At 67.1% G+C, this 24390-nt stretch carries 29 protein-coding genes; 9 read left to right on the top strand and 20 right to left on the bottom strand.

Annotation, left to right across the window (positions count from 1 at the left end; translation table 11 throughout):
• The 3 genes from gatC to gatB are packed head-to-tail and all read left to right on the top strand — an operon-like array spanning position 1 to position 3273.
• On the top strand, positions 1 to 300 hold the full coding sequence (gene gatC, locus P7644_RS01935) for an Asp-tRNA(Asn)/Glu-tRNA(Gln) amidotransferase subunit GatC (protein ID WP_404301338.1): 300 nt from the start codon (positions 1 to 3) through the stop codon (positions 298 to 300).
• A gap of 10 nt (positions 301 to 310) precedes the next feature.
• On the top strand, positions 311 to 1825 hold the full coding sequence (gene gatA, locus P7644_RS01930; protein ID WP_404301337.1) for an Asp-tRNA(Asn)/Glu-tRNA(Gln) amidotransferase subunit GatA: 1515 nt from the start codon (positions 311 to 313) through the stop codon (positions 1823 to 1825).
• Between the two features lie 2 nt (positions 1826 to 1827).
• Positions 1828 to 3273 (top strand): Asp-tRNA(Asn)/Glu-tRNA(Gln) amidotransferase subunit GatB, encoded by a 1446-nt coding sequence (gene gatB / locus P7644_RS01925; RefSeq protein WP_404301336.1) that lies wholly within the window; start codon positions 1828 to 1830, stop codon positions 3271 to 3273.
• A gap of 155 nt (positions 3274 to 3428) precedes the next feature.
• Here gatB and P7644_RS01920 read toward each other — a convergent pair whose 3' ends face one another.
• On the bottom strand, positions 3429 to 4112 hold the full coding sequence (locus tag P7644_RS01920) for a DUF4124 domain-containing protein (protein ID WP_404301335.1): 684 nt from the start codon (positions 4110 to 4112) through the stop codon (positions 3429 to 3431).
• 19 nt (positions 4113 to 4131) lie between these two features.
• The gene (gene pyrE, locus P7644_RS01915; RefSeq protein ID WP_404301334.1) at positions 4132 to 4830 is read right to left on the bottom strand and encodes an orotate phosphoribosyltransferase; all 699 of its coding nucleotides are present in this window, start codon (positions 4828 to 4830) and stop codon (positions 4132 to 4134) included.
• 10 nt (positions 4831 to 4840) lie between these two features.
• Here pyrE and P7644_RS01910 point away from each other — a divergent pair, with 10 nt between their 5' ends.
• From P7644_RS01910 to P7644_RS01900, 3 genes are read left to right on the top strand one after another with little or no spacing between them, the layout of a single operon-like run.
• Positions 4841 to 5632 (top strand): exodeoxyribonuclease III, encoded by a 792-nt coding sequence (locus P7644_RS01910; RefSeq protein WP_404301333.1) that lies wholly within the window; start codon positions 4841 to 4843, stop codon positions 5630 to 5632.
• Between the two features lie 57 nt (positions 5633 to 5689).
• Positions 5690 to 5938, top strand: a complete 249-nt coding sequence (locus P7644_RS01905) for a type II toxin-antitoxin system CcdA family antitoxin (RefSeq protein WP_404301332.1) — start codon at positions 5690 to 5692, stop codon at positions 5936 to 5938.
• Positions 5938 to 6261 carry a CcdB family protein gene (locus P7644_RS01900; RefSeq protein WP_404301331.1) on the top strand — a complete coding sequence of 108 codons (324 nt, stop codon included), beginning with the start codon at positions 5938 to 5940 and terminating at the stop codon, positions 6259 to 6261. Before P7644_RS01905 ends, P7644_RS01900 begins: the two co-directional genes overlap by 1 nt.
• A gap of 222 nt (positions 6262 to 6483) precedes the next feature.
• Here the strand turns inward: P7644_RS01900 and P7644_RS01895 are convergent, their stop codons facing one another.
• Genes P7644_RS01895 through P7644_RS01885 form a run of 3 tightly spaced genes read right to left on the bottom strand, consistent with a single transcriptional unit; the run spans position 6484 to position 9511 of the window.
• The gene (locus P7644_RS01895) at positions 6484 to 7524 is read right to left on the bottom strand and encodes a phosphotransferase family protein (protein ID WP_404301330.1); all 1041 of its coding nucleotides are present in this window, start codon (positions 7522 to 7524) and stop codon (positions 6484 to 6486) included.
• Positions 7521 to 8297, bottom strand: a complete 777-nt coding sequence (locus P7644_RS01890) for an SDR family NAD(P)-dependent oxidoreductase (protein WP_404301329.1) — start codon at positions 8295 to 8297, stop codon at positions 7521 to 7523. Before P7644_RS01890 ends, P7644_RS01895 begins: the two co-directional genes overlap by 4 nt.
• A 2-nt stretch (positions 8298 to 8299) precedes the next feature.
• Positions 8300 to 9511, bottom strand: coding sequence for an acyl-CoA dehydrogenase family protein (locus P7644_RS01885; RefSeq protein ID WP_404301328.1), 1212 nt, complete (start codon positions 9509 to 9511; stop codon positions 8300 to 8302).
• Positions 9512 to 9650: 139 nt separating this feature from the next.
• Here P7644_RS01885 and P7644_RS01880 point away from each other — a divergent pair, with 139 nt between their 5' ends.
• Complete coding sequence (locus tag P7644_RS01880) at positions 9651 to 10316, top strand: GntR family transcriptional regulator (RefSeq protein WP_404301327.1); 666 nt, start codon at positions 9651 to 9653, stop codon at positions 10314 to 10316.
• A 32-nt stretch (positions 10317 to 10348) separates the two neighbouring features.
• Complete coding sequence (locus P7644_RS01875; protein WP_404301326.1) at positions 10349 to 10987, top strand: MBL fold metallo-hydrolase; 639 nt, start codon at positions 10349 to 10351, stop codon at positions 10985 to 10987.
• 61 nt (positions 10988 to 11048) lie between these two features.
• On the opposite strand, the gene P7644_RS01870 is transcribed toward P7644_RS01875, so the two are convergent.
• From P7644_RS01870 to P7644_RS01810, 13 genes are all read right to left on the bottom strand, one after another.
• Positions 11049 to 11240 carry a 2-hydroxymuconate tautomerase gene (locus tag P7644_RS01870; protein ID WP_013517254.1) on the bottom strand — a complete coding sequence of 64 codons (192 nt, stop codon included), beginning with the start codon at positions 11238 to 11240 and terminating at the stop codon, positions 11049 to 11051.
• A 25-nt stretch (positions 11241 to 11265) separates the two neighbouring features.
• Entirely contained in the window at positions 11266 to 12249 is a 984-nt protein-coding gene (locus P7644_RS01865) for a Bug family tripartite tricarboxylate transporter substrate binding protein (protein ID WP_404301325.1), read from the bottom strand.
• A gap of 22 nt (positions 12250 to 12271) precedes the next feature.
• Positions 12272 to 13060, bottom strand: coding sequence for a 2-oxo-3-hexenedioate decarboxylase (dmpH, locus tag P7644_RS01860; RefSeq protein WP_404301324.1), 789 nt, complete (start codon positions 13058 to 13060; stop codon positions 12272 to 12274).
• A 14-nt stretch (positions 13061 to 13074) separates the two neighbouring features.
• A complete protein-coding gene (aphG, locus tag P7644_RS01855) occupies positions 13075 to 14103 on the bottom strand; it encodes a 4-hydroxy-2-oxovalerate aldolase AphG (RefSeq protein ID WP_404301323.1) in 1029 nt (342 codons plus the stop codon).
• A 14-nt stretch (positions 14104 to 14117) separates the two neighbouring features.
• The gene (locus P7644_RS01850; RefSeq protein ID WP_404301322.1) at positions 14118 to 15032 is read right to left on the bottom strand and encodes an acetaldehyde dehydrogenase (acetylating); all 915 of its coding nucleotides are present in this window, start codon (positions 15030 to 15032) and stop codon (positions 14118 to 14120) included.
• A gap of 14 nt (positions 15033 to 15046) precedes the next feature.
• The gene (gene dmpE, locus P7644_RS01845) at positions 15047 to 15829 is read right to left on the bottom strand and encodes a 2-oxopent-4-enoate hydratase (protein ID WP_404301321.1); all 783 of its coding nucleotides are present in this window, start codon (positions 15827 to 15829) and stop codon (positions 15047 to 15049) included.
• Positions 15830 to 15858: 29 nt separating this feature from the next.
• Positions 15859 to 16722: an alpha/beta fold hydrolase gene (locus P7644_RS01840; protein ID WP_404301320.1), complete on the bottom strand. Its 864-nt coding sequence runs from the start codon at positions 16720 to 16722 to the stop codon at positions 15859 to 15861.
• 65 nt (positions 16723 to 16787) lie between these two features.
• On the bottom strand, positions 16788 to 18248 hold the full coding sequence (locus tag P7644_RS01835; RefSeq protein WP_404301319.1) for a 2-hydroxymuconic semialdehyde dehydrogenase: 1461 nt from the start codon (positions 18246 to 18248) through the stop codon (positions 16788 to 16790).
• A gap of 52 nt (positions 18249 to 18300) precedes the next feature.
• Positions 18301 to 19194, bottom strand: a complete 894-nt coding sequence (locus tag P7644_RS01830; RefSeq protein ID WP_404301318.1) for a transporter — start codon at positions 19192 to 19194, stop codon at positions 18301 to 18303.
• Between the two features lie 21 nt (positions 19195 to 19215).
• Positions 19216 to 19644, bottom strand: coding sequence for a heme-binding protein (locus P7644_RS01825; RefSeq protein WP_404301317.1), 429 nt, complete (start codon positions 19642 to 19644; stop codon positions 19216 to 19218).
• A complete protein-coding gene (locus tag P7644_RS01820; protein ID WP_404301316.1) occupies positions 19644 to 20570 on the bottom strand; it encodes a catechol 2,3-dioxygenase in 927 nt (308 codons plus the stop codon). Before P7644_RS01820 ends, P7644_RS01825 begins: the two co-directional genes overlap by 1 nt.
• Positions 20571 to 20600: 30 nt before the next feature.
• Positions 20601 to 20936 carry a 2Fe-2S iron-sulfur cluster-binding protein gene (locus P7644_RS01815; RefSeq protein ID WP_404301315.1) on the bottom strand — a complete coding sequence of 112 codons (336 nt, stop codon included), beginning with the start codon at positions 20934 to 20936 and terminating at the stop codon, positions 20601 to 20603.
• A 148-nt stretch (positions 20937 to 21084) separates the two neighbouring features.
• The gene (locus P7644_RS01810; RefSeq protein WP_404301314.1) at positions 21085 to 21714 is read right to left on the bottom strand and encodes a hypothetical protein; all 630 of its coding nucleotides are present in this window, start codon (positions 21712 to 21714) and stop codon (positions 21085 to 21087) included.
• A 145-nt stretch (positions 21715 to 21859) separates the two neighbouring features.
• Here P7644_RS01810 and P7644_RS01805 point away from each other — a divergent pair, with 145 nt between their 5' ends.
• Positions 21860 to 22774, top strand: coding sequence for a LysR substrate-binding domain-containing protein (locus tag P7644_RS01805; RefSeq protein ID WP_404301313.1), 915 nt, complete (start codon positions 21860 to 21862; stop codon positions 22772 to 22774).
• Between the two features lie 30 nt (positions 22775 to 22804).
• On the opposite strand, the gene P7644_RS01800 is transcribed toward P7644_RS01805, so the two are convergent.
• Together P7644_RS01800 and P7644_RS01795 are read right to left on the bottom strand one after the other, a co-directional pair.
• A complete protein-coding gene (locus tag P7644_RS01800) occupies positions 22805 to 23872 on the bottom strand; it encodes an NADH:ubiquinone reductase (Na(+)-transporting) subunit F (protein WP_404301312.1) in 1068 nt (355 codons plus the stop codon).
• Between the two features lie 148 nt (positions 23873 to 24020).
• Positions 24021 to 24377 (bottom strand): phenol hydroxylase subunit P4, encoded by a 357-nt coding sequence (locus P7644_RS01795; RefSeq protein WP_404301311.1) that lies wholly within the window; start codon positions 24375 to 24377, stop codon positions 24021 to 24023.
• Positions 24378 to 24390 lie beyond the last annotated feature (13 nt).

Below are 24390 nucleotides of genomic sequence, written 5' to 3'. Positions count from 1 at the left end.
ATGGCACTGACACCTCAGGACATCGCCCGCATCGCCCATCTGGCGCGGCTGGAACTCAGCTCCGACGAGAGCGAGCGCATGCTCACCCAACTCAACGGTTTTTTCGGCATCGTGGACAAGATGCAGGCCGTGGACACCAGCGGCATCGCTCCCCTACCCCATCCCGTAGCGGCGATCCAGGAAGTGCAACTGCGCCTGGCCGAAGATGTCGCCAGCGAGCCCAACCAGCGCGAGGCGAACCAGCAAAGCGCCCCGGCCGTGGAGCGCGGGCTGTTCCTGGTGCCCAAGGTCATCGAATAAGGGCAAGGCCATGAGCAACACCGATCTGCACGACCTGGGCGTGGCCCAGCTGGCCGCCTTGCTGCGCGGCAAACAGGTATCGGCCGTGGAGACGGCCCAGCATTTTCTGGCCCGCGCCAAGGCGCACCAGAACCTGGGCGCCTACCTGGCCTTGGACGAAGACGTGACGCTGACCCAGGCGCGTGCGCAAGACGATGCCCTTGCCGCGGGCCAGGCCGCGCCGCTGGCCGGCCTGCCGATTGCGCACAAGGACGTCTTCGTCACGCGCGACTTTCCCAGCACCGCGGCCAGCAAGATGCTGGCGGGCTACCGCTCGCCCTTTGACGCCACCGTGGTGGCACGCCTGGCCCAGGCCGGCTGCGTGACGCTGGGCAAGCTCAGCTGCGACGAGTTCGCCATGGGCGCCAGCAACGAAAACGCCGCCATCGCTCCCGTGGGCTTTGACGCGCCCCGGCCCGCGCGCAATCCCTGGAACCTGGCGCATGTGCCCGGCGGCTCCTCCGGCGGCTCGGCCGCGGCCGTGGCGGCACGCCTGGCCCCGGCCGCGACGGGCACGGACACGGGCGGCTCCATCCGCCAGCCGGCGTCGTTCTGCGGCATCACCGGCATCAAGCCCACCTACGGCCGCGCCAGTCGTTACGGCATGATCGCCTTTGCCTCCAGCCTGGACCAGGCCGGCCCCATGGCGCGCTCGGCCGAGGACTGCGCGCTGCTGCTGAGCCAGATCTGCGGCCCCGACCCCGAGCGCGATGCCACCAGCCTGGACCGTCCCGGCGAGGACTTCACGCGCTCGCTGCAGGACTCCATTGCCGGCCTGCGCATCGGCGTGCCGGCCGAGTTCTTCAGCGACGGCCTGCAGCCCGACGTGCGCGCCGCCGTCGAATCGGCCCTGAAGGAATATGAAAAGCTCGGCGCCAGGCTGGTGCCCATCAGCCTGCCGCGCACCGAGCTGTCGGTGCCGGTGTACTACATCCTGGCACCGGCCGAGGCCTCGTCCAACCTCTCGCGCTTTGACGGCGTGCGCTACGGCCACCGCGCTGCGCAGTACGCCGACCTGCTCGACATGTACAAGAAGACCCGCGCCGAAGGCTTTGGCGACGAGGTCAAGCGCCGCATCATGATCGGCACCTATGTGCTGTCCGAGGGCTATTACGACGCCTACTACCTGCAGGCGCAAAAGATCCGCCGCATGATCGCCGACGACTTCCAGACCGCGTTCCAGCAGTGCGACCTGATCGCCGGCCCCGTGGCGCCCACCGTGGCCCCCGAGCTGGGCGCGCAGACCGACCCCGTGACCAGCTACCTGGCCGACATCTACACGCTGCCCGCCTCGCTGGCCGGCCTGCCCGGCATGAGCGTGCCCGCAGGTGCAGGCGCGGGCGGCATGCCCGTGGGCCTGCAGCTCATCGGCAACTATTTCCAGGAGGGCCGGCTGCTGAACGCCGCGCACCGCCTGCAGCAGGCGACCGACTTCCACCTCCGCCAGCCCGCAGGGCTGTCAACACAGTCCGGGGAGGGCATCTGAGCATGACCGCGAAACTCATCCATGGCTACGAGGTCGTCATCGGCTTCGAGACCCACGCCCAGCTGGCCACCCACAGCAAGATCTTCAGCCGCGCCAGCACCGCCTTCGGCGCCGAGCCCAACACCCAGGCCTGCGCCGTGGACCTGGCCCTGCCTGGCACCCTGCCGGTGATGAACCGCGAGGCCGTCGCCTGCGCTATTAAATTAGGACTGGCCCTGGGCTCCCACATTGCGCCGCAAAGCATTTTTGCGCGCAAGAACTACTTCTACCCGGATCTGCCCAAGGGCTACCAGATCAGCCAGTTCGAGATCCCCGTGGTGCAGGGCGGCGAGGTGTCGTTCTACCTGGGCGACGAGAAGAAGACCGTGCGCCTGGTGCGCGCCCACCTGGAGGAAGACGCGGGCAAGTCGCTGCACGAAGAGTTCCACGGCATGAGCGGCATCGACCTGAACCGCGCGGGCACGCCGCTGCTGGAGATCGTCACCGAGCCCGACATGCGCTCCACCGACGAGGCCGTGGCCTACGCCAAGGCGCTGCACCAGATCGTCACCTGGATCGGCATCTGCGACGGCAACATGCAGGAGGGGTCGTTCCGCTGCGACGCCAACGTCTCCGTGCGCAGGCCCGAAGCACCGCTGGGCACGCGCCGCGAGATCAAGAACCTCAACAGCTTCAAGAACATGCAGCTGGCGATCGACTACGAGATCCGCTGGCAGATCGAACAGCTGGAAGACGGCCACAAGATTCAACAGGCCACCGTGCTCTTCAACCCCGACACGGGGGAGACGCGCGCCATGCGCACCAAGGAGGACGCGGCCGACTACCGTTACTTCCCCGACCCGGACCTGCCGCCGCTGTGCATCGCCCCCGAGTGGATCGAGCGCGTACGCGCCGAGATGCCCGAGCTGCCGCGCGCCATGGCCGCGCGCTTCGTGCAGCAGTACGGCCTGCCCGAGTACGACGCCACCACGCTCACCCAAAGCCAGGCCATGGCCGCCTACTTCGAAGACACGGCCAAGGCCTGCGGCCAACCGAAGCTGGCGAGCAACTGGGTCATGGGCGAGATCTCGCGTCGCCTGAACACCGAGGAAATCGGCATGGAGGCCGTCAAGGTCACGAGCGGCCAGCTGGCGGCGCTGATCGGCCGCATCCAGGACGGGACGATTTCCAACAACGCAGCCCGCCAGGTGTTCGAGGCGCTGTGGAGCGGCGAGGGCTCGGATGTGGATGCCGTGATCGCGGCCAAGGGCCTCAAGCAGATGAACGACACCGGCGCGCTGGAGGCCATCATCGACGAGGTGATCGCCGCCAACCCGGCGAACGTAGAGCAGTACAAGGCCGGCAAGGACAAGGCCTTCAACGCCCTGGTAGGCCAGGTGATGAAGGCCAGCAAGGGCAAGGCCAACCCCCAGCAGGTCAACGAGCTATTGAAGGCAAAACTGGCCTGAACACTTGTCAATAAAGCGCTGACAGCTATCAAATAAGTGGCTCAAGCGGCGCTTCCTGTGGCTTCACCTGACCACGACACCCAATGTCTACAAACCCGTCATCCCCGCTTTCGCGGGGATGACGGAGGGTTTGCCGTGGCTATCAACAGATATCGCTACTTTTGCGGCGGCGTCCATTGCGCGGCCGCGGCGCGCTGCGCCGCCCACAGCTGGCGCAGCTGGGCCAGCTCGGCGTCAAAGCGCTGGTGAATGCGGCGTTTTTCCTGGTCCTGCGCGGCCAGAAAGCGCTGCTGCTCGGCCTGATCGGCGTGGTTTTCGGCAATCTGGCGCTGCAGCTTCGCGGGCGCCTTGTTCACGTCGCCACGGTAAAACTCCAGCTCAGAATCCATGCGCCTGCGCTCGACCTTCAGCGCCTGGATGCGCTTGTGGGCCACGACGATGACCTCCTCCACCTGGTCGATGGCGGCCTCGCGCTCGGCCTGGTGCGCAGCCTCGTCGGGGTAGCGCGCCAGCAGCACGCGCTCGCGCCGGCGCTCCTCGGCGACGCGTGCGCGCTCCTCGGCCTCCTTGCGGCGCTGCAGCTCCTGCGCGCTGCGTTCGTGCTCGGTCAGCGTCGGGCCGATGCGGCGGCGCTCGGTACCCGTGTGGTCCAGCACGCGCTGCTCGCGGTCCACGCAGTCGGCGATGGGCCGGTCGGAGGTGATGCGGCGGCCCTGCCTGTCGATGCAGCTGTAAATCTCCTGCGCGCCCCTGCCCTGCTGCGCCCAGGCCGGCACGGCCATGGCCAGCAAGGCGGCCGCCATGAGGCCGCCCGTCACTGCCTTTGCTTTCAAGTCCATGCTCTCTGGCGCCCAGCCCTCAATCGTCCACGCCATAGCGCTGGCGATAGGCCAGCACGCGCTCGTGGTGGGCGTGCATCTGCGCGTCGCCGCCATCGGCCGCCAGATACTGCAGCAGGTCGGCCAGCTTGGCGATGGCGCAGACCTGCATGCCAAGCTCGCGCTGCACATACTGCACGGCGCTGTGCTCCACGTCCTGGCCGCCCTCGGTGGCCTTTTCCTGGCGGTCGAGGGCAATGGCGATGGCGTGCGGCGTGGCGCCGGCGGCGCGGATCAGGGCGATGGATTCGCGCGCTGCCGTGCCGGCACTCATCACGTCGTCGATGATGAGCACCCGGCCCGACAGCGGCGCCCCCACCAGCGTGCCGCCCTCGCCGTGGTCCTTGGCCTCCTTGCGGTTATAGGCAAAGGGCACGTTCTTGCCGAGGCGCGCCAGCTCCACGGCCACCGTGGCGGCCAGCGGAATGCCCTTGTAGGCCGGGCCGAACACCATGTCGAACTGCAGGCCGCTGGCCAGCAGCGCCTGTGCATAGAATTGCGCCAGGCGCCCGAGCTTGGCGCCGTCATCGAACAATCCGGCGTTGAAGAAATACGGACTCATGCGCCCCGCCTTGGTCTTGAATTCGCCAAAGCGCAGCACGCCGGATTCGACCGCAAAACGCACGAACTCCTGCGCCAGACGGTCCCGCCCGGGGCCTTGCGCGCTCTCTGTCACCATGGATGCTTCCTTGTTCAAATTAACCAGTCTCAACCTCAACGGCATCCGCTCGGCCACGTCCAAGGGCGTGGAGGCGTGGATAGACCAGAACCGCCCGGATTGTATTTGCGTGCAGGAGATCAAGGCCCAGGCCACCGACATGCAGGGGCGCTTCGAGGAGCTGGCCGGCCTGAAGGGGTATTTTCACTTTGCCGAGAAAAAGGGCTACTCCGGCGTGGGCATCTACACGCGCCATGAGCCCAGCGACGTCATCATCGGCTACGGCTCCGAGGAATTCGACGCCGAGGGCCGCTACGTGGAACTGCGCTTCGACCGGCCCGGGCGCCGGCTGTCCATCATCAGCGCCTACTTTCCCAGCGGCTCCTCGGGCGAGGAACGCCAGCAGGCCAAGTTCCGCTTTCTGGACGAGTTCCACCCCCACCTGATGCAGCTGAAAGCCGAGCGCGACTTCATCCTGTGCGGCGACATCAACATCGCCCACCAGCAGATCGACCTGAAGAACTGGCGCAGCAACCAGAAGAACAGCGGCTTCCTGCCCGAGGAGCGCGCCTGGATGACGAAGCTGCTGGCCGACGGCGGCCTGGTGGACGTGTACCGCCGGCTGCAGCCGGACACCACCGACGCCTGCTACACATGGTGGAGCAACCGCGGCCAGGCCTATGCGAACAACGTGGGGTGGCGGCTGGACTATCACCTGGCGTCACCCGCCATCGCCGAGGCGGCGCGCTCGGCGGCGATCTTCAAGGACGTCAAGTTCAGCGACCATGCGCCGCTGACGATTGAGTATGACTACCCACTTTGACTGCTGGCGTCTTTATGCGCATGATATGCGCATCTGATGCGCGCGAGGTTTATGCATATGACAGCCAACACCACTGCTATCCGAAAACGGCCCGTCAACCTCACGATGAATGAGGCATTGGTTCAGCAAGCCAAGGCCTACACCAGCAATCTTTCCGCTACGGTGGAGTCCTTGCTGGCCGAGTTTGTGGCGCAGCAGCAAAACGAGCAGCGGCAGCGCCAGCAAAGGGCAGACGCCTGCGCGGCAGACTGGAATGCCGTGCACGCGGCGGTGGGCTCGTTCGCTGACGAACACTCCACCCTGTAATGGCGCAGTTCGATGTCCACCGCAACAAGGGCGCCTTGCGCAAGTCGATCCCCTTTGTGGTAATCGTCCAATCCTCGCAATTTGACCGCTATCGTCGGCGGGTAGTCGTCCCACTGGTTCTTCAGAGCCTGCTTCCGAAGGGCTCGCCTACCGCAGGAGCCCGAATGAACCCGGTCTTCGTCATCGAAGGGCTTCGCGTAGTGCTGCATCCGCTGGACATGGTTTCTGTTGCCACCGACCAGCTGGGCGAATTGGTTGATTCGCTGGAGGATGAAGGCCAGACCATCACCGATGCATTGGACGAACTACTGACACGCTCTTGAGGTTGACCATCGGCCCTGCATTCAGAAATCACCGGCACTCTCCAGCTCAAGTTTCAACAAAAATTCCTGATTAGGCACATGCCTCAGATCACCGTCATTCCGGCGAAAACCGGAATGACGTGGCGTTTGTTGACCGAGTGCTGTCTGAGATATGTCGCTAATCAGGCAAAAATTGGCCTAGACGCTTATTCAGAAAGCGTAAGCAGCTTCTTTATTCATAGCTTATTTCCGCCCCGCCATATAGCGCTGCGCCGCCTGCCACCCCAGCTCGGCCAGCGGCCCGGCCTTGGCCCCCGTCTCCACCGCATCGGCCGATGCCGCGTTGCCGTCCTGCGCGCGCTGGGCGATGCCGTGCAGGATGGCCGCCATGCGGAACAGGTTGTAGGCGAGGTAGAAGTCCCAGTGCTCGGCCGCCTGGCGGCCCGTGGTCTGTTCGTACCAGGCGACGTATTCCTGCTCGGACGGGATACCCAGCGCCGAAAGTTGAAGCCCGGCGATGCCGCGCCACAGCGCAGGCGGTATGCGCCAGGCCATGCACTGGTAGGCCAGGTCGGCCAGCGGGTGGCCCAGGGTGGACAGCTCCCAGTCCAGCACGCCGATGACGCGCGGCTCGGTGGGGTGGAAGACGAGGTTGTCGAGCCGGTAGTCGCCATGCACCAGCGTGGTCTCGTCGTCCTGCGGCAGGTGCCGGGGCAGCCAGTCCATGAGCCGCTCCATGGCCGGCGTGACGGGCACGCTGGCTTCGCGGCACTGGCGCGACCAGCGCGCCACCTGGCGCCCCACGTAGTTGCCGCTCTTGCCATAGTCGGCCAGGCCCACGGCGGCGTAGTCCACGGCGTGCAGTGCGGCGATGACGCGGTTCATCTCGCGGTAGATGGCGTGGCGTTCGGCCGGGTCCATGCCGGGCAGCGACTGGTCCATGAGCACGCGGCCCGCTAGATACTCCATCACGTAGAACGGCGTGCCCAGCAGCGCGGCATCGTCGCAGTAGGCCAGCATGCGCGGCACGGGCACGGCGGTGTCCTGCAGCGCCCGCATCACGCGGTATTCGCGGTCGATGGCGTGGGCCGAGGCCAGCAGCACGCCCGCGGGTTTTTTGCGCAGCACGTACTGGCGCCCGTCATCCACCGTCAGGCGGTAGGTGGGGTTGGACTGTCCGCCCGCGAGCACCTGGGCCGCGACCGGCCCGGCACCCGCCAGGCCCTGCGCGCGCAGGTAGTCGGCCAGGGCCGCCGGCGGCAAATTGGTGGCCGCGCCGCTCATAGCGAACTCACCAGATGCGCGCCGTCCACGGCCACGGTGGCGCCAGACATGGCGGCGCCCGCGTCGGAGGCCAGCAGCAGCAGCGGGCCGTCCAGGTCTGCCAGTTCGCCAAAGCGCCGGCTCGGGACGCGCATGCGCAGCTTGTCGCCGGCCTCGCTGGTAAGAAAGCCGCGGTTCAGGTCAGTCACCACATAGCCGGGCAGCAGCGCGTTCACGCGGATGCCGTGGCGCGCCAGTTCCAGCGCCATGGCCTTGGTGGCCTGGATCACGCCGGCCTTCGATATCGCATACGGCGCCACGCCGCCGGCCACGCGCTCGCCCAGGATGGAGGCCACGTTGACGATCGCGCCGCCCTTGGCCTGAGCCACCATGCGGCGCGCGGCCTCGGTGGCCACCAGCCAGCAGCCCTTGAGGTTGGTGTCCAGCACCTGATCGAAGTCTTGTTCCGTCTGCTCCAGCAGCGCTCGCGTCACGGTCACGCCGGCGTTGTTGACGACCACGTCGGGCACGCCCCACTCGCCCACGGCATCGAAACAGGCGCGCACGCTGGCGTTGTCGGTCACGTCCAGCGCGAAGGCCCGCGCCTCGCCGCCGGCGGCGGTGATGGTCTGCACCACGCCCTGCAGCTTGTCGGTGCGGCGCGCGGCCACGGCTACGCGCGCACCGGCAGCGGCCAGCACTTCAGCGAAGTGCGTGCCCAGGCCGCTGGAGGCGCCGGTTACCAGCACCAGCCTGCCGCGCAGGCCGAAGCGTTCCATCACATCGTGCGCCATGCTCAGGCCCCTCCTTCGCGCAGCAGTTCGGCCTCGGCCTTTTCGGCCAGGTGCACGAGCTTCCTGGCCATGCTCCAGCGGTGCACCTCGCTCGGGCCGTCGTAGATGCGAAAGGCGCGCATGTCGGTGAAGATGCGCATCACCGGCGTCTCGCCCGTCACGCCCTGGCCGCCCAGGATCTGCACGCTGCGGTCGACCACGCGCCATTCGGCCTCCGAGCACACCACCTTGGCGCGGCTGGACTCGAAGTTGCACTTCTCGCCCTGGTCCAGCATCCACGCCGTGTGCCAGATATGCAGGCGCGCGGTGTGCAGGTCCATGTCGTTGTCGGCCAGCATGTAGCCCACGCCTTCGTGCTCGGCCAGCGGCTTGCCGAAGGCCTGGCGCTTGCGCGCGTAGGCCAGCGCCTGGTCGTGCGCGCGGCGCGCCTGGCCCAGCCAGCGCATGCAGTGCGTCAGGCGCGCGGGCGCCAGGCGCACCTGGGCGTAGCGAAAGCCCTGGCCCACCTCGCCCAGCACGTCGGCGGCGGGCACGCGCAGATTGTCAAAGCGCAGCACGCCGTGGCCGCCGGTGAAGCAGGCATCCATGGCGTCCATGTTGCGCTCCAGCACGATGCCGGGCCGATCCATGTCGGTGAGGAACATGGTGGCCGAGCCATCCTCCATGCGCGCCATCACGATGGCGTAATGCGCGCCTTCGGCGCCGGTGATGAACCATTTGCGGCCGTTGATCACATAGTCGTCGCCGTCGCGCACGGCCGTGGTGGCCAGCATCGACGGATCCGCCCCGGCTCCGGGCGCGGGCTCGGTCATGGCAAAGCACGAGCGCCACTGCCCCGCCACCTGGCCGCGCAGCCAGCGCTCCTTCTGCGCGGGCGTGGCCACCTCCTCCATCAGATGGATGTTGCCCTCGTCCGGCGCGTGGATGTTGAGCGCCGTGGGGCCCAGCCAGGAGTAGCCGGCCTCCTCGAACACCACGGCCTTCTCGACGTGCGACAGGCCCAGGCCGCCCATGGCGCGCGAGGCATGGGGCGTGAGCAGGCCGGCCGCCCTGGCGCGCGCCACCAGTTCATTGCGCAGCGCCTCGCTCGGGCCGTGGTGCCGATCCGTCAGTGATGTGCGCTCGTCGTTTTCCAGCGGAATCACCTGTTCGGCGATGAATTGCCGAACCTTGTCGCGCAATGCGCGCAGTTCGGGCGAAAGGGAAAAATCCATGCGGCACCTCATGAAAAGGGTCAGCCAGAAAGAGCATCGAACATCTGGCACATTGCAGATGATATTGTCAGACAATATTGAAAACAAGCCCCTACATGCTGTGCTAACGTTGGCACTCTTTTCCTGTCCCGTCCACCCCATGTCTTCCACCCTGCCGCCCGAACCCGTTGCCGACACCCCGGAAACCGCCGCCGACGCGGTGTTCCACGGCATCGTGCAGGGGCTGGCGCAGCAGCGCTTCGTGCCCGGTCAGCGCCTGGTGGAGGTGGACCTGGCCGCGCAGTTCGGCGTCAGTCGTGCCTCAGTGCGCGAAGCCCTGCAGCGCCTGGCGGCCGAGGGCCTGGTCGAGCTGTTTCGCAACAAGGGGGCCGCCATACGCACCCTGTCGCCGCAGGAAACCCTGGAGGTGCTGGACGTGGCCGAGCGCATGACCGGTCTGCTGGCGCGCAGCGCGGCGCGCGCCATCGCCGCAGGCGCGCCGCGCAAACCCATCGAGGCCGCCCTGGCGCAGCTCCATGAAGCCGACCGCGGCCAGGATCAGGACACTTTCGCCGGCGCCCGCCGCGGCCTGTACCGCGCCCTGCTGGCCACCAGCGGCAGCCGCGAGCTGCGCCGCCTGCTGCCCTCCATCCACATGCCCATCGTCTACGCCCAGCACCGCCCGGCCACGCTGCAGCAGGTGCGCATGCGCGACTACCAGGCCATGTGCCAGGCCATCCTGGCCGGCGACGAGGCCGCGGCCGACGCGGCCGGCATGCAGCATGTGCGCAATGTGCGCGAGGCAATTGCACGCCGGCTGCAGTGAGCCGCCGTGGCCGCCTGCGACAATCCCGCCCCATGCTCCACTACCTCACCGTCCCCGTCACCGCCTTCCAGCAGAACTGTTCCCTCGTCTGGTGCGACCAGACCATGGAGGCCGCCGTCATCGACCCCGGCGGCGACCTGGATAGGCTGCTGGCCGAAGTGCAGCAGCGGGGCCTGCAGCTCAAGGCCATCTGGCTCACGCACGCCCATATCGACCACGCGGGCGGCACGGGCGAGCTGGCGCAGCAGCTGCACCTGCCCGTCATCGGCCCGCACGAGGGCGACCAGTACTGGATCGACGGCCTGCCGCAGCAAAGCACCATGTTCGGTTTTCCGCCCGCGCTGCCGTTCACACCGACGCGCTGGCTGCATGACGGCGACACGGTCACCATCGGCAAGGAGACATTGAACGTGCGCCACTGCCCGGGCCATACGCCGGGCCATGTGGTGTTCCACGCGCCGCAGATCGAGCGCTGCTTCGTGGGCGACGTGCTGTTCGCGGGCAGCATCGGCCGCACGGACTTTCCCGGCGGCAACCACCAGCAGCTGATAGCCAGCATCACCCAGCGCCTGTGGCCCATGGGCGATGCAACGGTGTTCATTCCCGGCCACGGGCCGGAGAGCACCTTCGGGCGCGAGCGGCGCAGCAACCCCTATGTGGGCAACACCTGAAATTTGATAGCTGCAGACGCTTGCCAGGCAATCGCTGCAGGCATTTTTAACCGCTAAACGGTCAGCGCCCCAATTCCTTGGCGCTCACCCCCGCAATGCCCCAGTTCTCCTTGGGCACATCGTGGATCCAGACGCGCACGTTGGCGGGCGGCGCGCCCACGGCGTCGACGAGGGCCTGGGTCACCTTCTCGATGACGGCCTTCTTCTGCTCCTCGGTGCGGCCTTCGATCATGTAGATCTGTGCAAATGGCATGGTGTTGGGTCCGTAAAAGAAAGGGTCAGTCGGCCTTGATGCCGAGCCTGCGAATCAGCTCGCCCCAGCGGCGGTTCTCGGCGCGGATGAACTCGGCGAACTGCTGCGGCGTGGTCACACGCAGATTGCCCGAGATGTTGTCGAACGCCTGCTGTGCCTCGGGGGCCTTGGCCCCTGCCTCCCAGGCGTCGTGCAGCTTGGCCACGACGGCCGGCGGCGTGCCGGCGGGCGCCACCAGGCCGAACCAGGTCTCCACGCTGAAGCCGGGGTAGCCGGATTCGGCGATCGTCGGCACGTCGGGCAGCGCCTTGGCGCGCTGCGGCGAGGTGACGGCGATGGCCTTGAGCTTGCCCGCCTTGATGTGCTGCAAGGTGGTGGCCAGCGAGCTTTCCATGCTCATGGTGATGGTGCCGGCCAGCAGGTCGGGCACGATCTGGCTGGAACCCTTGTACGGCACGCTGGTCAGCTGGATGCCGGCCACCGACTGCAGCAGCTCGGCCGCCAGGTGGTTGCTGGTGCCTATGCCCGAGGTCGCGTAGTTGAGCTTGCCGGGGTTGGCCTTGGCATAGGCCACCATGCCCTTGAGGTCGGAGAACGGCACGCTGGGGTGCACCACCAGCGCGCAGGGCGTGGTGCCGACGAGCGAAATCGGCACGAAGTCCTTCTCGACGTTGAACGGCACGTTGCTGTAGAGGTACGGTGCGATGGCCAGGCTGCTGATCGCCGACAGGCCGATGGTGTAGCCATCGGGCGCGGCCTTGGCCACGGCGTCGGTGCCGATGTTGCCGCCCGCGCCGGCCTTGTTCTCGACCACGAACTGCTGGCCCAGCTTGTCGCCCATGGCCTTGGCGGCCGTGCGGCCCATCACATCGGTCGGCCCGCCCGGCGGGAAGGGCACGATCATGCGCACCGGCTTGGCCGGATAAGCGGCCTGGGCCCAGGCATTGCCTTGCAGGGTGGAGCCCAGCGCGGCCAGGGCACCGGCCGCCATGAAGTCTCGTCGTTGCATGGTTTTCCCCCTTCGTTGTTGTTCAAGCAAAACGCAGCGACACGCTGCCCATGCCTTGCACACGCAGGCAGACGCTGTCGCCCGCGGCCACGGAAACGGCCTCGGTCGCGCCGCCCGACAGGATCAGGCTGCCCGCCGGAATCTCCTGCCCGCGGCGGCCCAGGTGGTTGGCCAGCGCGGCAATGGCCGCGGCCGGGTGGCCCAGCACGGCCGCGCCGGCGCCCAGGGCCACGGGCTGGCCGTTCTTCTCCAGCACCAGGCCGACGGTGCGCAGATCGACATCCTGGGGGCGCAGCGCGCGGCCGCCGACGACGAAGCGCGCGGCCGAGGTGTTGTCGGCCACGACGCTCTTCAGGTCGAACTTGAAGTCGCGGTAGCGGCTGTCGATGACCTCGATGCCGGGCAGCACGAAGTCGGTGGCGGCCAGCACGCTGCCGATATGGCAGCCCGGCCCCTTGAGCGCCGTTTTCAGCACGAAGGCGATCTCGGGCTCCACCTTGGGGTGGATCAGCGCCTTGGTATCCACCGCGGCGCCCTCGGCCACGGCGTATTCATCGACGAGGAAGCCGAACACCGGGTCGGTCACGCCCATCTGCTGCATCTTGGCGTGCGAGGTCAGGCCGGCCTTCAGGCCGACCACGCGCGCGCCGCGTGCCAGCTTGCGCTGCAGGATGGCGTCCTGGATGGCGTAGGCGTCATCCCAGTCCATGTCGGGGTGGTCGCCCGTGATCTTCGGGGTGTCGCGCGCCTGCAGCTGGCAGGTTTCCAGGTGCTCGGCCAGTTGGGCTATGGTTTGCTTGCTCAATGCCATGGTGCTGTGTCCTTTCAAGCCTTGACCGCCAGGCCGCGTGCGCGCGCCATGGTCAATGCGGTGTCTTCAATCATGTCTTCCTGGCCCCCGACCATGCCGCGGCGGCCCAGCTCCACGAGCAGGTCGCGCGCGGGGATGCCGTATTTCTTCTCGGCCCGCTTGGCAAACAGCAGGAAGCTGCCGTACACGCCGGCGTAGCCCAGCGTGAGCGCGTCGCGGTCGATGCGGATGGGGAAGTCCATCAGCGGCACCACCAGGTCTTCCGCCACGTCCTGGATCTTCCACACGTCCACGCCGGTCTGGATGCCCATGCGGTCGAGCACGGCCACCAGCACCTCCATGGGCGTGTTGCCCGCGCCCGCTCCCAGGCCGGCGGCCGCCGCGTCGATGCGGTTGGCGCCGGCCTCGATCGCCGCGATGCTGTTGGCCACGCCCATGGCCAGGTTGTGGTGGCCGTGAAAGCCCAGCTCGGTCTCGGGCTTGAGCGCGGCGCGCACGGCGGCGATGCGCTCTTTCACCTGCTCGGGCAGCAGGTAGCCGGCCGAGTCGGTCACGTAGATGCAGTTGGCGCCGTAGCCTTCCATGAGCTTGGCCTGCTTGACCAAGCCTTCCGCGCTGTTCATGTGGGCCATCATCAGAAAGCCCACGGTGTCCATGTCCAGCTTGCGCGCCATGGTGATGTGCTGCTCGGAGACATCGGCCTCGGTGCAGTGCGTGGCCACGCGGATGGTGTGCACGCCCAGGCCGTGCGCCATCTTCAGGTGGTCCACGGTGCCTATGCCGGGCAGCAGCAGGGCCGAGACCTTGGCCTGCTTCATCAGCGGGATCACGGCGCCCAGGTACTCTTCGTCGCTGTGCGCGGGAAAGCCGTAGTTGACCGAGGCGCCGCCCAGGCCGTCGCCGTGGGTGACTTCGATCAGCGGCACGCCGGCCTGGTCCAGGCCCTGGGCCACGCTCTTCATCTGCTCCAGCGTCATCAGGTGGCGCTTGGGGTGCATGCCGTCGCGCAGCGTCATGTCGTGCAGGGTGATGTGCTTGGTCATGAGGTGTGGCTCCTTCAGGCAGCGGCGGATTGCAGTTGGAGCTTGCCGGCCAAAATCTCTTCGGCAAACATCTCGGCGGTGCGCGCGGCGGCGGCGGTCATGATGTCCAGGTTGCCGGCGTACTTGGGCAGGTAGTCGCCCAGGCCCTCGACCTCCAGGTAGACCGAGACGCGCTTGCCGTCGAACACCGGGCCGTTGACCAGTTTGTAGCCGGGCACGTATTTCTGCACCTCGGCGATCATGGCGTGGATGGATGCGGTGATCGCCGCCTGGTCGGGCTCGTCCTCGGTCAGGCAGTGCACGGTGTCGCGCATGATCAGCGGTGGCTCGGCCGGGTTGATGACGATGATGGCCTTGCCTTTCCTGGCGCCGCCGACCTTCTCGATGGCGCCGGCCGTGGTGCGGGTGAATTCGTCGATGTTCTTCCTCGTGCCGGGCCCTGCCGAGCGGCTGGAGACGGTGGCGACGATTTCGCCGTATACCACGCTCTGCACGCGGCTCACCGCCGCGACCATGGGGATGGTGGCCTGGCCGCCGCAGGTGACCATGTTGACGTTCATCTCGCGCTTGCCCAGATGTTCGGGCAGGTTCACCGGCGGCACGCAGAACGGGCCGATGGCCGCGGGCGTGAGGTCGATCATCAGCGCCCCTTCGGCGTTGACCTTGCGCGAGTTCTCGGCATGCACGTAGGCGCTGGTGGCGTCGAAGACGATTTGCACGCCGTCCTGCTTCATGTGCGGGATCAGGCCGTCCACGCCCTCATGCGTGGTCTTGATGCCCATCTCGCGCGCGCGCTTCAGGCCGTCGGATTCGGGGTCTATGCCCACCATCCACACCGGCTCCAGCACCGGGCTCCTCTGCAGCTTGGCCAGCAGGTCGGTGCCGATGTTGCCCGGACCGATCAGGGCGCATTTGATCTTCTTGCTCATGGGGATTCCTTGTCTCAGATGAAGCGGACGGAGCAGCCGCCGATGCCGCCTATGGTCACGCGCAGGTTGTCGCCGGCCTTGACCGGAACCATGATGCCGAGCGAGCCCGACAGCACGACCTCGCCCGCCTCCAGCGCAATGTCGTGCGCGCCCAGCGTGTTCGCCAGCCAGGCCACGGCGTTGGCCGGGTGGCCCAGGGCCGCGGCGCCGGCGCCGGTGGCGACGATGTCGCCGTTCTTCTCCAGCACCATGCCGCAGGTGCCCAGGTCCACGTCGCGCGGATCGACCAGTCGGTCGCCGAGCACGAACACGCCGCAGCTGGCGTTGTCGGCCACGGTGTCCTGGATCTTGATCTTCCAGTCGCGGATGCGCGAGTCGACGATCTCGAAGCAGGCCATCACGCCCTCGGTGGCGGCGAGCACGTCGGCGGCGGTGACGCCCGGGCCCTTCAGGGTCTTCTTCAGCACGAAGGCGATCTCGCCCTCGGCCTTGGGCTGGATCAGGCTGCTGGCGGGGATGGCCTGGCCTTCGTTGTAGACCATGGCGTCGGTGAGCCAGCCGAAGTCGGGCTGGTACACGCCCAGCATGTCCATCACGGCCTGGCTGGTGACGCCGATCTTCTTGCCGACGACCTTTTCGCCGGCCGCCAGGCGGCGCGCCAGCATGCGCTGCTGGATGGCGTAGGCGTCTTCTATGGTGAGGTCGGGGTGGCGGTTGGAGAGGGGCTCCAGCACCTGGCATGTGGTCAGCGCCTGGTACAGCTCGGCGCCGAGTTGGTCTATCTGTTCTGCATTCATGGTGGGCGGGTACTCCATCAGTTCGGGGATCAGTTCAAGGAAAAGGGTTCGTCGGCCTGCGCTTCGGTCAGGAAGTCGCCGACCAGGCGGGCAAAGCGCGCGGCGTGCTCGATCTGCGTCCAGTGCCCGCAGCGGCCATAGACATGCAGCTGCGCGCGCGGCAGCCAGTCGGCCAGCGTGGTGGAGTTGGCCAGCGGAATTACCTGGTCTTCGCGGCCATGGACCACCAGGGTTTCGTGCAGCAGGGCGCGGATGTCAGCCTCGCGGCTGCCCATCGCATCCACCCAGCGCTGGCGCGGGGCGGGGAACATGGCGGCGTAGGACTCCTGCACGCCGGGGCGGGCGCTGGCCTCGTAGCGCATGCGGGCCAGGTCGTCGCTCATCAGGCCCTTGTTGAAGGCGAAGTAATCCATGATGGCGCGCATGTTCTGCACCGAGGGGGTGTAGCCCCACACGGCATCGAGCCCCGGCGTGATGGCAAAGGGCACGCCCACGCTGCCCATCAGCACCAGGCGGCGCACGCGCTCGGGGTGGCGTATGGCCAGGGCCAGCGCCAGCGCGCCGCCGAAGGAATTGCCGACCAGGTCGGTCTTTTCGATGCCCAGCGCATCCAGCAGGCCCACGGCCTGGCGCACCCAGGTGTCCATGTCGCAGTGCTGTCCGGCCGGGCGCTCGGTGTAGCCGAAGCCCACCATGTCCGGCGCGACGACGCGGGCCTGCTCGGCCAGCGCGGGCATCACCAGGCGCCAGTTGGCCCAGGCCGACACGCCCGGCCCCGAACCGTGGATGAGCAGCACCGGCGGCTTGTCACCGCCACTGTCGTGGTAGTTGGTGCGGATGCCCGCGGCGACGATGCTGTGCGCGATCTCCGGGTTGGATGCGTTGATGCTCATGCGAAATTACTTCTATTTCAGTAGCTGCTTACGCTTGATTAGCAAGGGCAAAAGGCCGATTTGACTTAAAACTTCACCATCACATTGCGCAGCTCGGTATAGAACTCCAGCGAATGCACGCCGCCCTCGCGGCCAATGCCGGACTGCTTGGAGCCGCCGAACGGCGTGCGCAGGTCGCGCAGGAACCAGGCGTTGATCCAGCACAGGCCGACCTCGATCTGCTGCGCCAGGCGGTTGGCGCGCGCAATGTCCTGCGTGAAGAGGGCGGTGGCCAGGCCGTAGCGGTTGGCGTTGACCTTGCCCAGCACCTCCTCTTCGCTGTCGAAGGGGCTGATGTGGCAGCAGGGGCCGAAGATTTCTTCCGTCACCACGGTGGCCGTCTCGGGCAGACCGGTCCAGATGGTGGGCTGCACCCAGGAGCCGTCCTTGAGCGCCTCGGGCATGTCGGGGATGCCGCCGCCGGTGACGATGGTGGCGCCCTCGTCCTTGGCGGCTTGGTACAGGCCCAGCACCTTGGCCTGGTGCTTCTTGCTGATCAGCGGGCCGATCTTGGTGTCCTTCTCGAACGGCAGTCCGGGCTTCATGGCCTCGGCGCGTTCTTTGAGCGCGGCCACGACCTTCTCGAAGATCGGGCGCTCGACATACACGCGCTCGGTGCCCAGGCAGACCTGGCCGGCGTTCTCGAAGCACGAGCGGGTGAGCGTGTCGATGGTCACCTGGAGGTCGCAGTCGGCAAACACCACGGCGGCGTTCTTGCCGCCCATCTCCAGCGACACGGGGCGCACGCCGTCGGCCGCGGCCTTCATGATGGCGCTGCCGGTGCGCGTCTCTCCCGTAAAGGTGATGCCGTTCACGCCCGGGTGCTTGGTCAGGAATTCACCGGCCGAGCCGGGGCCGAAGCCGTGCACCACGTTGTACACGCCCTTGGGCATGCCCACAGCATTCATCACCTCGCCCAACAGCGTGGCAGTGGCGGGGGTTTCTTCGCTGGGCTTGACGACCACGGTGTTGCCGCAGGCCAGCGCCGGGCCGACCTTCCAGGTCATGAGCAGCAGCGGCAGGTTCCACGGGCAGACCACGGCGATCACGCCGCGCGGCACGCGCACGCCGTAGGAGAGGGCCGTCTTGCCGTCGGGCGTGCGCATGTTGAACGACTCGGTGGCCGTGCTCTTGATGGTGTCGATGAAGATCTGGAAGTTGGCCGCGCCACGCGGAATGTCGACGTGCGAAGCCAGGTGGTGCGGCTTGCCGGTGTCGGCAATCTCGGCCTGCAGGAAGTCGTCGAAGCGGCGGTTGATCTCGCCGGCCACGGCGTCCAGCAGCTTGCAGCGCTCGGCCACCGACAAGCGGCCCCAGTCGCCCTTGAGGGCGGCCTGGGCGGCGGCCACGGCCGCATCGACCTCGGTCTGGCCGGCCTCGTGGATGCGGCCGATGACGCTGCCGTTCACCGGATTGATGTTGCTGAACGTCTTGCCGCTGGTGTTGCGAACGTACTCACCGTTGATGAAGTTGAGGAACTCTTTCATGTCGTTGCTCTGCTAAAAGAAATGTGAAACACCTGTGCGGCTTGAAGACGGCCTAAAACGCCTTGACGAGCGAGAAGCGCAGCAGCGAGCCCTTGGGTTCGGGGCCGGTGCCGGCCTTGGCGCTGACTTCCTTGTAGAGCGCGCCCTTGAGGAACACGCCCGCGCCCGGCACGGGGTAGACCAGCTCGGCGCCCACGGCGTGGCGCGCGGACTTGTCGCTGGTGGCGCCGGTGCCGCTGTCATTCGTGGTCTGCCACTGGCTGTAGCCGACGAGGCCGGCCGACACCGCGCCAAACGACTTGCCCAGGCTCCATTCCAGCGTCAGCTGGTCGCCCGGGCGGCGGCCGGCGTCGTTCCTGCCGTTGAATTCGTAGCGCGCCAGGGCCGCACCGGAGAGGGTCTTGGCACCGTCGAAGTAGTAGGTCAACCCGCCCGTGAGCATGGTGCTCTTGAAGCCCTTGCCGGGCGAGGCCGGGTGGCTGGTGCTGGCGGTGTCGAACCACATGCCGGCGGCGGCCACGGCGTCCCACTGCGGGCCATGCCAGCCCAGCACCAGCGGGCCCAGGTACACGTCGCCCACGCCCGAGCGCGAATCCGATATGCCTGCCGCGTTGATGGTGAGCGAGGTGCGCATGATGGGCACGATGGCCTCCACGCCATAGTCGGCACCCAGCAGCTTGTAATTAGTGACCCAGACGAAGCGGTTGGCCAGCGCCGTGACGGTGCCGCGGTTGTGGCCGGGCAGGTTGCTGCTGCTGCCGGGTGCGCGGAAGTCGTCGATGTTGTAGTTGACCAGGTAGCCCAGGTAGTACATGCCCGGGGGCGGCACGCTGGCCGCCTGCATGCCTTCGACGCCGGGCACGTAGTGGCCTTCGGCTTGGGCACTGCCTGCCGCCCACAGCCCGCACAGGGCGAGCGCGGCAGCAGCGATGGAGGTTTTCTTCATGGTTTGTCTCTTTGTGATTTGTTAACTGTCCAGGCCCAGCGCCGCAATGGCCGCGCGGGCGCAGATTTCGTCTTGCTCGGCGCTGCCGCCGGACACGCCAATGCCGCCGATCAGCACCCCGCCCTCGCGCAGCGGCAGGCCGCCGCCGAAGACCACGTTGCGCGGGCGCACCGGCATGCCCAGGCGCAGCGCCTCGTCGCCCTGCAGGATGCCGGCCCACTGCGCCGTGGCAAAGCCGAAGCCGGCGGCGGTGTAGGCCTTGTCGATGGCGATGTCCACCGAATGCAGGAAGGCTCCGGGCATGCGCAGGAAGGCGGCGAGCACGCCCGAGGCGTCGGTCACCGCCGCGTTGATGCGTATGCCCAGCTCATCCGCCTTGGCCACGGCGGCGGCCACAGCCGCGTGCGCCGCCTCGGCGGTGATGGCGCGCTGTTCGACGCTGCGCTGCATCAGGTCACCACGCTCAGGAAGGCGTCGTTCAACTTGCGGTCGTGATAGAAGATGCCGCGGCCCACATGCTCCCAGCTCCAGGTGATGTGCTGCATGTCGGGGTAGTGGTCGTAGCCGCCGCAGAAGGTCTCCAGGCGGTTGCCGCTGGGGTCGAAGAAGTAGATCGTCGTGCCCTGGGTGATGCCGTGGCGCGTGGGGCCGATGTCGATGGACACGCGCTTGATGCTCATGATGTCGGCCGCGCGCAGCACGCTCTCCCAGCTGGGCATCTGGAACGACAGGTGGTGCAGCTTGCCGTCCTCGGCGTGGCGCACGAAGGCGATGTCGTGCGCCTTGGCGCTGCAGGTCAGCCACACGGCCAGGTCGGTCTGGCCATCCTCGAGCTTCACGCGCTCCACCAGCGTAAAGCCCAGCACCTCGGTGAAGAGCTTGACGTTGCCGTCGATGTCGCCGCCGTAGAGCAGGCAGTGGTCCATGCGGATGGGGCGGATGCCGGGGCCGTCGATCACGTCCACCTCGGGGTCATGGCAGCCGATGGTGCTGCCCACGGCGGTCTTCTGGGCGTACAGCTCGATGGTGTGGCCTGTGGGGATCTGGAAGCGCACGCGCTCGCCCGTCTCCAGCAGCTCGCCGGCGGGGATGCGCTTGGTCTCCACGCCATGGGCCTGCAGCTTGCGCTCGAAGTCGGCCAGCGTGGCGTCGTCGAGCACCTTGAAGGCGAAGAAGTCGATGCCGGCCTGGTCGGCCTGGCGCAGGATGACGCTGTTATGGTCGCGCTCGGCGCGGGTCTTGAAATAGGCGCGGCCCTGCTTGTCGCGGCCCATGGGCAGAAGGCCCATCACGTCGGTGTACCACTTGATCGACTCTTCCAGATCCAGCACGCGGATCTGTGCGTGTCCGGGACGCAAAACACCAGTCATTGCCATGGGTTGTCTCCTTGAAAGGTTGGTTGGGGTTTATGGGTTGAGGGAAAGAGAGGCCGCCGCCTGGCGGCATACATTTTTCTTCATCGCGCCGATGACGTTCAGGCGCAGATCACTGGCCGGGTAAATGCGGCAGGACAGCACGCAGCCCGCGGCCTCCTCCTCGGCACTGATGTGGGCGCGGCTCATCACGCGGCGCGTGTACTGGCCTTCAAGAACCTGCACCTTGCACACCCCGCAGCCCCCCTGGCGGCAGCCCACGGGAATGCCTTTCTTGCCCAGCGCCTCCATGCCTTCGAGCACAGAGCGGGTGTCGAGCGCGGTGTAGTGCTCACCGGTGTCTTCGATATGAACAACAAATTTCTGCATGGTCTTGCCTCCTTCGCGGCACCCTCTCGTCGGGGCGCCTGCTGGCCTGGGGGTAACGATAAAAACAGATGTCATTACCGTCCAATACTGTTTCTTCCGGGTTTCAATACCGCTTTCGCATGAATAAATCGAATGCCTGGCCAGTGCGTCAGGTCTTGGCGTGCAGCCAGGGATGCAGCCAGCGCGTCAGGCGCGGGGCCACCACCCAGGTCATGATCGCCACCACCAGCAAGGTGATCACCAGCACGCGCGGCACCAGGTGCCAGTGCGCCAGCAGCGGCGCCACGGTCAGAAACAGCAGCAGCACGGTGGGAAAAATGCCCAGCCAGGTCACGCACGCCACCTTCCAGCGCGGGGGCGCGGCCCGGGTGGTGCTGTTGGGTGCGGCGAACCAGTAGTCCAGGCCCGTCACGCGGTGCAATTGCTGCGTGCCCACGGTGTGCGGCAGCACCTGCTGCAGCCAGTGCGCACGCTCGGGCGAGGACTGCCAGGCGGCCAGATGGGCCTCGCTGTCGAAGGCAAATACCACGTGATAGAGCAGGGTCTCGGCGCTGTCGCCCACCTCGTCCGGCGGCATCAGCTGGCCGCCGAGGTGGCCCGCAAAGCCTTGCGCCGCGGCCAGCATGCCCTGCATGGCGGCCTCGAAATCGGCCACGGCGGCGGGCAGGACACGGCGCGCGATCAGCACCGTGACCGCGCGCTGCGCGGTGGCGGCTGCAGAGGCAGGGGCGGCCGGGACGTCATGGGCTGGGCTGTCGATTTGGGGAGGGGTGTCCATCTAGCTGCTTGTCCGTGAAAAACACCGCTACGCGGCAACTGGGGGATGAGCACAACGATAGGCAGTCCACTTGATACCGTCCAATACCGCTTGTTGACAATCTCGATACCATCGGCGCATGTAAATCCCCCGTCGGAGCCCCCCCATGGACCTGCGTGACATGCGCCTTTTTCTCGCCGTGGCCGAGGAGGGCCATATCGGCCGCGCCGCCGCGCGCCTGCACCTGTCGCAGCCGCCGCTGACGCGCCACATCCAGGCGCTGGAGGAAAAGCTCGGCGTGCCGCTGTTCATCCGCACCCCCAAGGGCATGCAGCTCACCGAGGCCGGACACACGCTGCTGCAGGAGGTGCCCAACCTGCTGGCGCTGGCGCATCAGGCGGCCGAGCGCACGCGCCTGGCCGGCCAGGGCCTGATCGGGCGGCTGGACGTGGGCCTGTTCGGCTCGGGCGTGCTGGACGTGATCCCGCGCATGCTGGCGCGCTTTCACCAGGCGCGCCCGAACGTGAAGATCGTGCTGCACAACCTGACCAAGGACGCGCAAATCCTGGCGCTGCGCGAGCGGCGCATCACCGTGGGCTTCAACCGCCTGGTGCCGCAAGAGAGCGACATCTGCACCGAGACCGTGCTGCGAGAGCCCTTGACGGTGGCCATTGCCGAATCCCACCCGCTGTCGGTGCTGCCCTCGCTGCGCCTGCAAGACCTGGGCGACGTGCCGCTGATCCTCTACCCCAATGTGCCCCTGCGCGGCCTGGCGCAGGAAATCACCGACGCTTTTCATGCCGAGGGCGTGCCGCTGCGGGTGGAGCAGGAGGTGGAGGACGTGGTGACCGCCGTGGCCCTGGTGTCGGCCGGCTTTGGCGCGGCCATCACCACGCAGTCGGCGTCCAACCTGCGCCTGCCGGGCGTGGTGTTTCGCCCCCTGCACAGTAGCCGGCTGAAGGACCTGGAACTGAGCTGCCTGTACCGCAAGGGCGATGCTTCGCCCGCACTGGGCGCCTTTCTGGAGGTGGTGCGGGCCTTCGCCACCACCTCCCGCAGGCTCGCGGGCCACGCGTGTTGATTGCCGAAAGGGGCTGCGACCAGGCACGGCTCAAATCTTCTTGAACAGCGGGCTGCGCACCTGCTGCGCGTCTGCAGCCGAGATAAACTTCTCGGTGTAGATGTCGCGCTCGAACAGCCGGCCCTGCATCAGCGTGGTGATGCAGGCCTCGATCATCATCGGCGGGCCGCACAGGTAGGCCTTGTGGCCACGGAAGTCGTTGTTGAAATGGGCCTTCGCGGCGTCGTGGACAAAGCCGCGCGCGCCCTCCCAGCCGCCGCCCTCGGGCTCGTCGGACAGGGCGGCCACATAGGTGAAATGCGGGTGCTGCTCGGCGAGTTGCAGGAATTCGTCGTGGTGGTAGAGCTCGCTGCGGCTGCGCGCGCCGTTGACCAGGGTGATGGGCTTGCCCTCGCCCGCGGCCAGCAGATCCAGCACCATGGAACGCGGGCTCGACAGCCCCGAGCCCCCGGCCAGGAACAGGTAGCCCAGGTTCTCTTGGGCATGGGCGCTGCTGCGGATGAAAAAGCGCCCGTAGGGGCCGGTGACCTTGACCGCATCGCCCGCCTTGAGCTTGTCATGCACCCAGCCCGTGCCCATGCCGCCGGGCACGCGGCGGATGTTCAACTCGATCTCGCGGCTTTGCCCCGGCGCGCTGGCGATGGAGAAGGCGCGGGTGCTGCCCTCGCCCGGAATGTGCAGGTTGATGTACTGGCCGGCCTGGAAGGTGATGGGCGCGTCCAGTTCTATCCACACGCCCTTGATGGTGGGCGTGAGGTCTTCGATGCGCGAGACCACGCCGCAATAGTCCTGCACCAGCAGGTTCTGCGCATCGGGCTCTTCGTCGATCTCGGCCTCGATCACCACGTCGGACTCCAGCGTGGCGCAGCAGGCCAGGCACTGGCCCTCTTCGCGCTCGTAGTCCATCAGGGCAAAGCCGCTGGCCTCGCCATGCTCTATCTCCCCATCTTGCACCTCGACCTTGCAGGTGCCACACAGGCCGTGGCCGCAGGCGTGCGGCAGGTAGATGCCGGCGCGCAGCGCGGCGTCCAAAATGGTCTGGCCTTCTTCGACTTCTATGGTCTGGCCCAGCGGTTCAATCGTCAGCTGATGGCTCATGGCTGTCTCAATAAACTATAAAAATAAGAGCTGTTTGCGCTTGTTGCACAAGTCCTGGTGGCGTTTTCTATTTGAATCACACTGACTTGAAACGGGCGGACCTCACTCCTTCCCCCGCTGGGGGAGGGAGTCAAGGCATGCCGACGTCTCAGAAGCAAGACCCCTGCAGCCCCTGCAGCCCCGGCGTGCGAAAGCGGATCACGCTCTTGTGGCCTATGCCGTGCTCGGCCAGGGTCTTGTCCATGTCGGGTGTGAAGGGCTTGCCGGACATGAACCACTCGGCCTGGTCCCAATCGATGCGCGCAAAGTCCGGGTGCGCGCCGTACATGCCGGGCAGCGCGCCCTGCACCAGCTCGCCAAACTTCATGGTCGGCGGCATGGGGGCGCAGAACGGCGAGCACAGCATCTTGTGGTCTTCCCAGCCGATGTAGAGCAGCGGGGCGGGGAATTTGTCCACCGTGTCCTTGGCGGCGAACTGGTAGGGGGCGACGGATTTGACGGCCATGTGAAGGTCTCCT

It is taken from the genome of Alicycliphilus denitrificans (genome assembly GCF_044792555.1).
GTDB lineage: Bacteria > Pseudomonadota > Gammaproteobacteria > Burkholderiales > Burkholderiaceae_C > Alicycliphilus > Alicycliphilus denitrificans_A.
This window is presented reverse-complemented; position numbering and strand designations above follow the sequence as displayed.

Coding starts and splice junctions, on each gene's coding strand:
- dmpE (WP_404301321.1), bottom strand. CDS start 15,829: ATGAATGCAGAACAGATAGACCAACTCGGCGCCGAGCTGTACCAGGCG.
- P7644_RS01905 (WP_404301332.1), top strand. CDS start 5,690: ATGACAGCCAACACCACTGCTATCCGAAAACGGCCCGTCAACCTCACG.
- P7644_RS01840 (WP_404301320.1), bottom strand. CDS start 16,722: ATGAGCATCAACGCATCCAACCCGGAGATCGCGCACAGCATCGTCGCC.
- P7644_RS01870 (WP_013517254.1), bottom strand. CDS start 11,240: ATGCCATTTGCACAGATCTACATGATCGAAGGCCGCACCGAGGAGCAG.
- P7644_RS01805 (WP_404301313.1), top strand. CDS start 21,860: ATGGACCTGCGTGACATGCGCCTTTTTCTCGCCGTGGCCGAGGAGGGC.
- P7644_RS01825 (WP_404301317.1), bottom strand. CDS start 19,644: ATGCAGCGCAGCGTCGAACAGCGCGCCATCACCGCCGAGGCGGCGCAC.
- P7644_RS01830 (WP_404301318.1), bottom strand. CDS start 19,194: ATGAAGAAAACCTCCATCGCTGCTGCCGCGCTCGCCCTGTGCGGGCTG.
- P7644_RS01800 (WP_404301312.1), bottom strand. CDS start 23,872: ATGAGCCATCAGCTGACGATTGAACCGCTGGGCCAGACCATAGAAGTC.
- P7644_RS01875 (WP_404301326.1), top strand. CDS start 10,349: ATGCTCCACTACCTCACCGTCCCCGTCACCGCCTTCCAGCAGAACTGT.
- P7644_RS01890 (WP_404301329.1), bottom strand. CDS start 8,297: ATGGCGCACGATGTGATGGAACGCTTCGGCCTGCGCGGCAGGCTGGTG.
- P7644_RS01920 (WP_404301335.1), bottom strand. CDS start 4,112: ATGGACTTGAAAGCAAAGGCAGTGACGGGCGGCCTCATGGCGGCCGCC.
- P7644_RS01880 (WP_404301327.1), top strand. CDS start 9,651: ATGTCTTCCACCCTGCCGCCCGAACCCGTTGCCGACACCCCGGAAACC.
- P7644_RS01815 (WP_404301315.1), bottom strand. CDS start 20,936: ATGCAGAAATTTGTTGTTCATATCGAAGACACCGGTGAGCACTACACC.
- P7644_RS01835 (WP_404301319.1), bottom strand. CDS start 18,248: ATGAAAGAGTTCCTCAACTTCATCAACGGTGAGTACGTTCGCAACACC.
- gatA (WP_404301337.1), top strand. CDS start 311: ATGAGCAACACCGATCTGCACGACCTGGGCGTGGCCCAGCTGGCCGCC.
- dmpH (WP_404301324.1), bottom strand. CDS start 13,060: ATGGCATTGAGCAAGCAAACCATAGCCCAACTGGCCGAGCACCTGGAA.
- gatC (WP_404301338.1), top strand. CDS start 1: ATGGCACTGACACCTCAGGACATCGCCCGCATCGCCCATCTGGCGCGG.
- P7644_RS01865 (WP_404301325.1), bottom strand. CDS start 12,249: ATGCAACGACGAGACTTCATGGCGGCCGGTGCCCTGGCCGCGCTGGGC.
- P7644_RS01900 (WP_404301331.1), top strand. CDS start 5,938: ATGGCGCAGTTCGATGTCCACCGCAACAAGGGCGCCTTGCGCAAGTCG.
- gatB (WP_404301336.1), top strand. CDS start 1,828: ATGACCGCGAAACTCATCCATGGCTACGAGGTCGTCATCGGCTTCGAG.
- P7644_RS01885 (WP_404301328.1), bottom strand. CDS start 9,511: ATGGATTTTTCCCTTTCGCCCGAACTGCGCGCATTGCGCGACAAGGTT.
- P7644_RS01810 (WP_404301314.1), bottom strand. CDS start 21,714: ATGGACACCCCTCCCCAAATCGACAGCCCAGCCCATGACGTCCCGGCC.
- pyrE (WP_404301334.1), bottom strand. CDS start 4,830: ATGGTGACAGAGAGCGCGCAAGGCCCCGGGCGGGACCGTCTGGCGCAG.
- P7644_RS01795 (WP_404301311.1), bottom strand. CDS start 24,377: ATGGCCGTCAAATCCGTCGCCCCCTACCAGTTCGCCGCCAAGGACACG.
- P7644_RS01850 (WP_404301322.1), bottom strand. CDS start 15,032: ATGAGCAAGAAGATCAAATGCGCCCTGATCGGTCCGGGCAACATCGGC.
- aphG (WP_404301323.1), bottom strand. CDS start 14,103: ATGACCAAGCACATCACCCTGCACGACATGACGCTGCGCGACGGCATG.
- P7644_RS01820 (WP_404301316.1), bottom strand. CDS start 20,570: ATGGCAATGACTGGTGTTTTGCGTCCCGGACACGCACAGATCCGCGTG.
- P7644_RS01895 (WP_404301330.1), bottom strand. CDS start 7,524: ATGAGCGGCGCGGCCACCAATTTGCCGCCGGCGGCCCTGGCCGACTAC.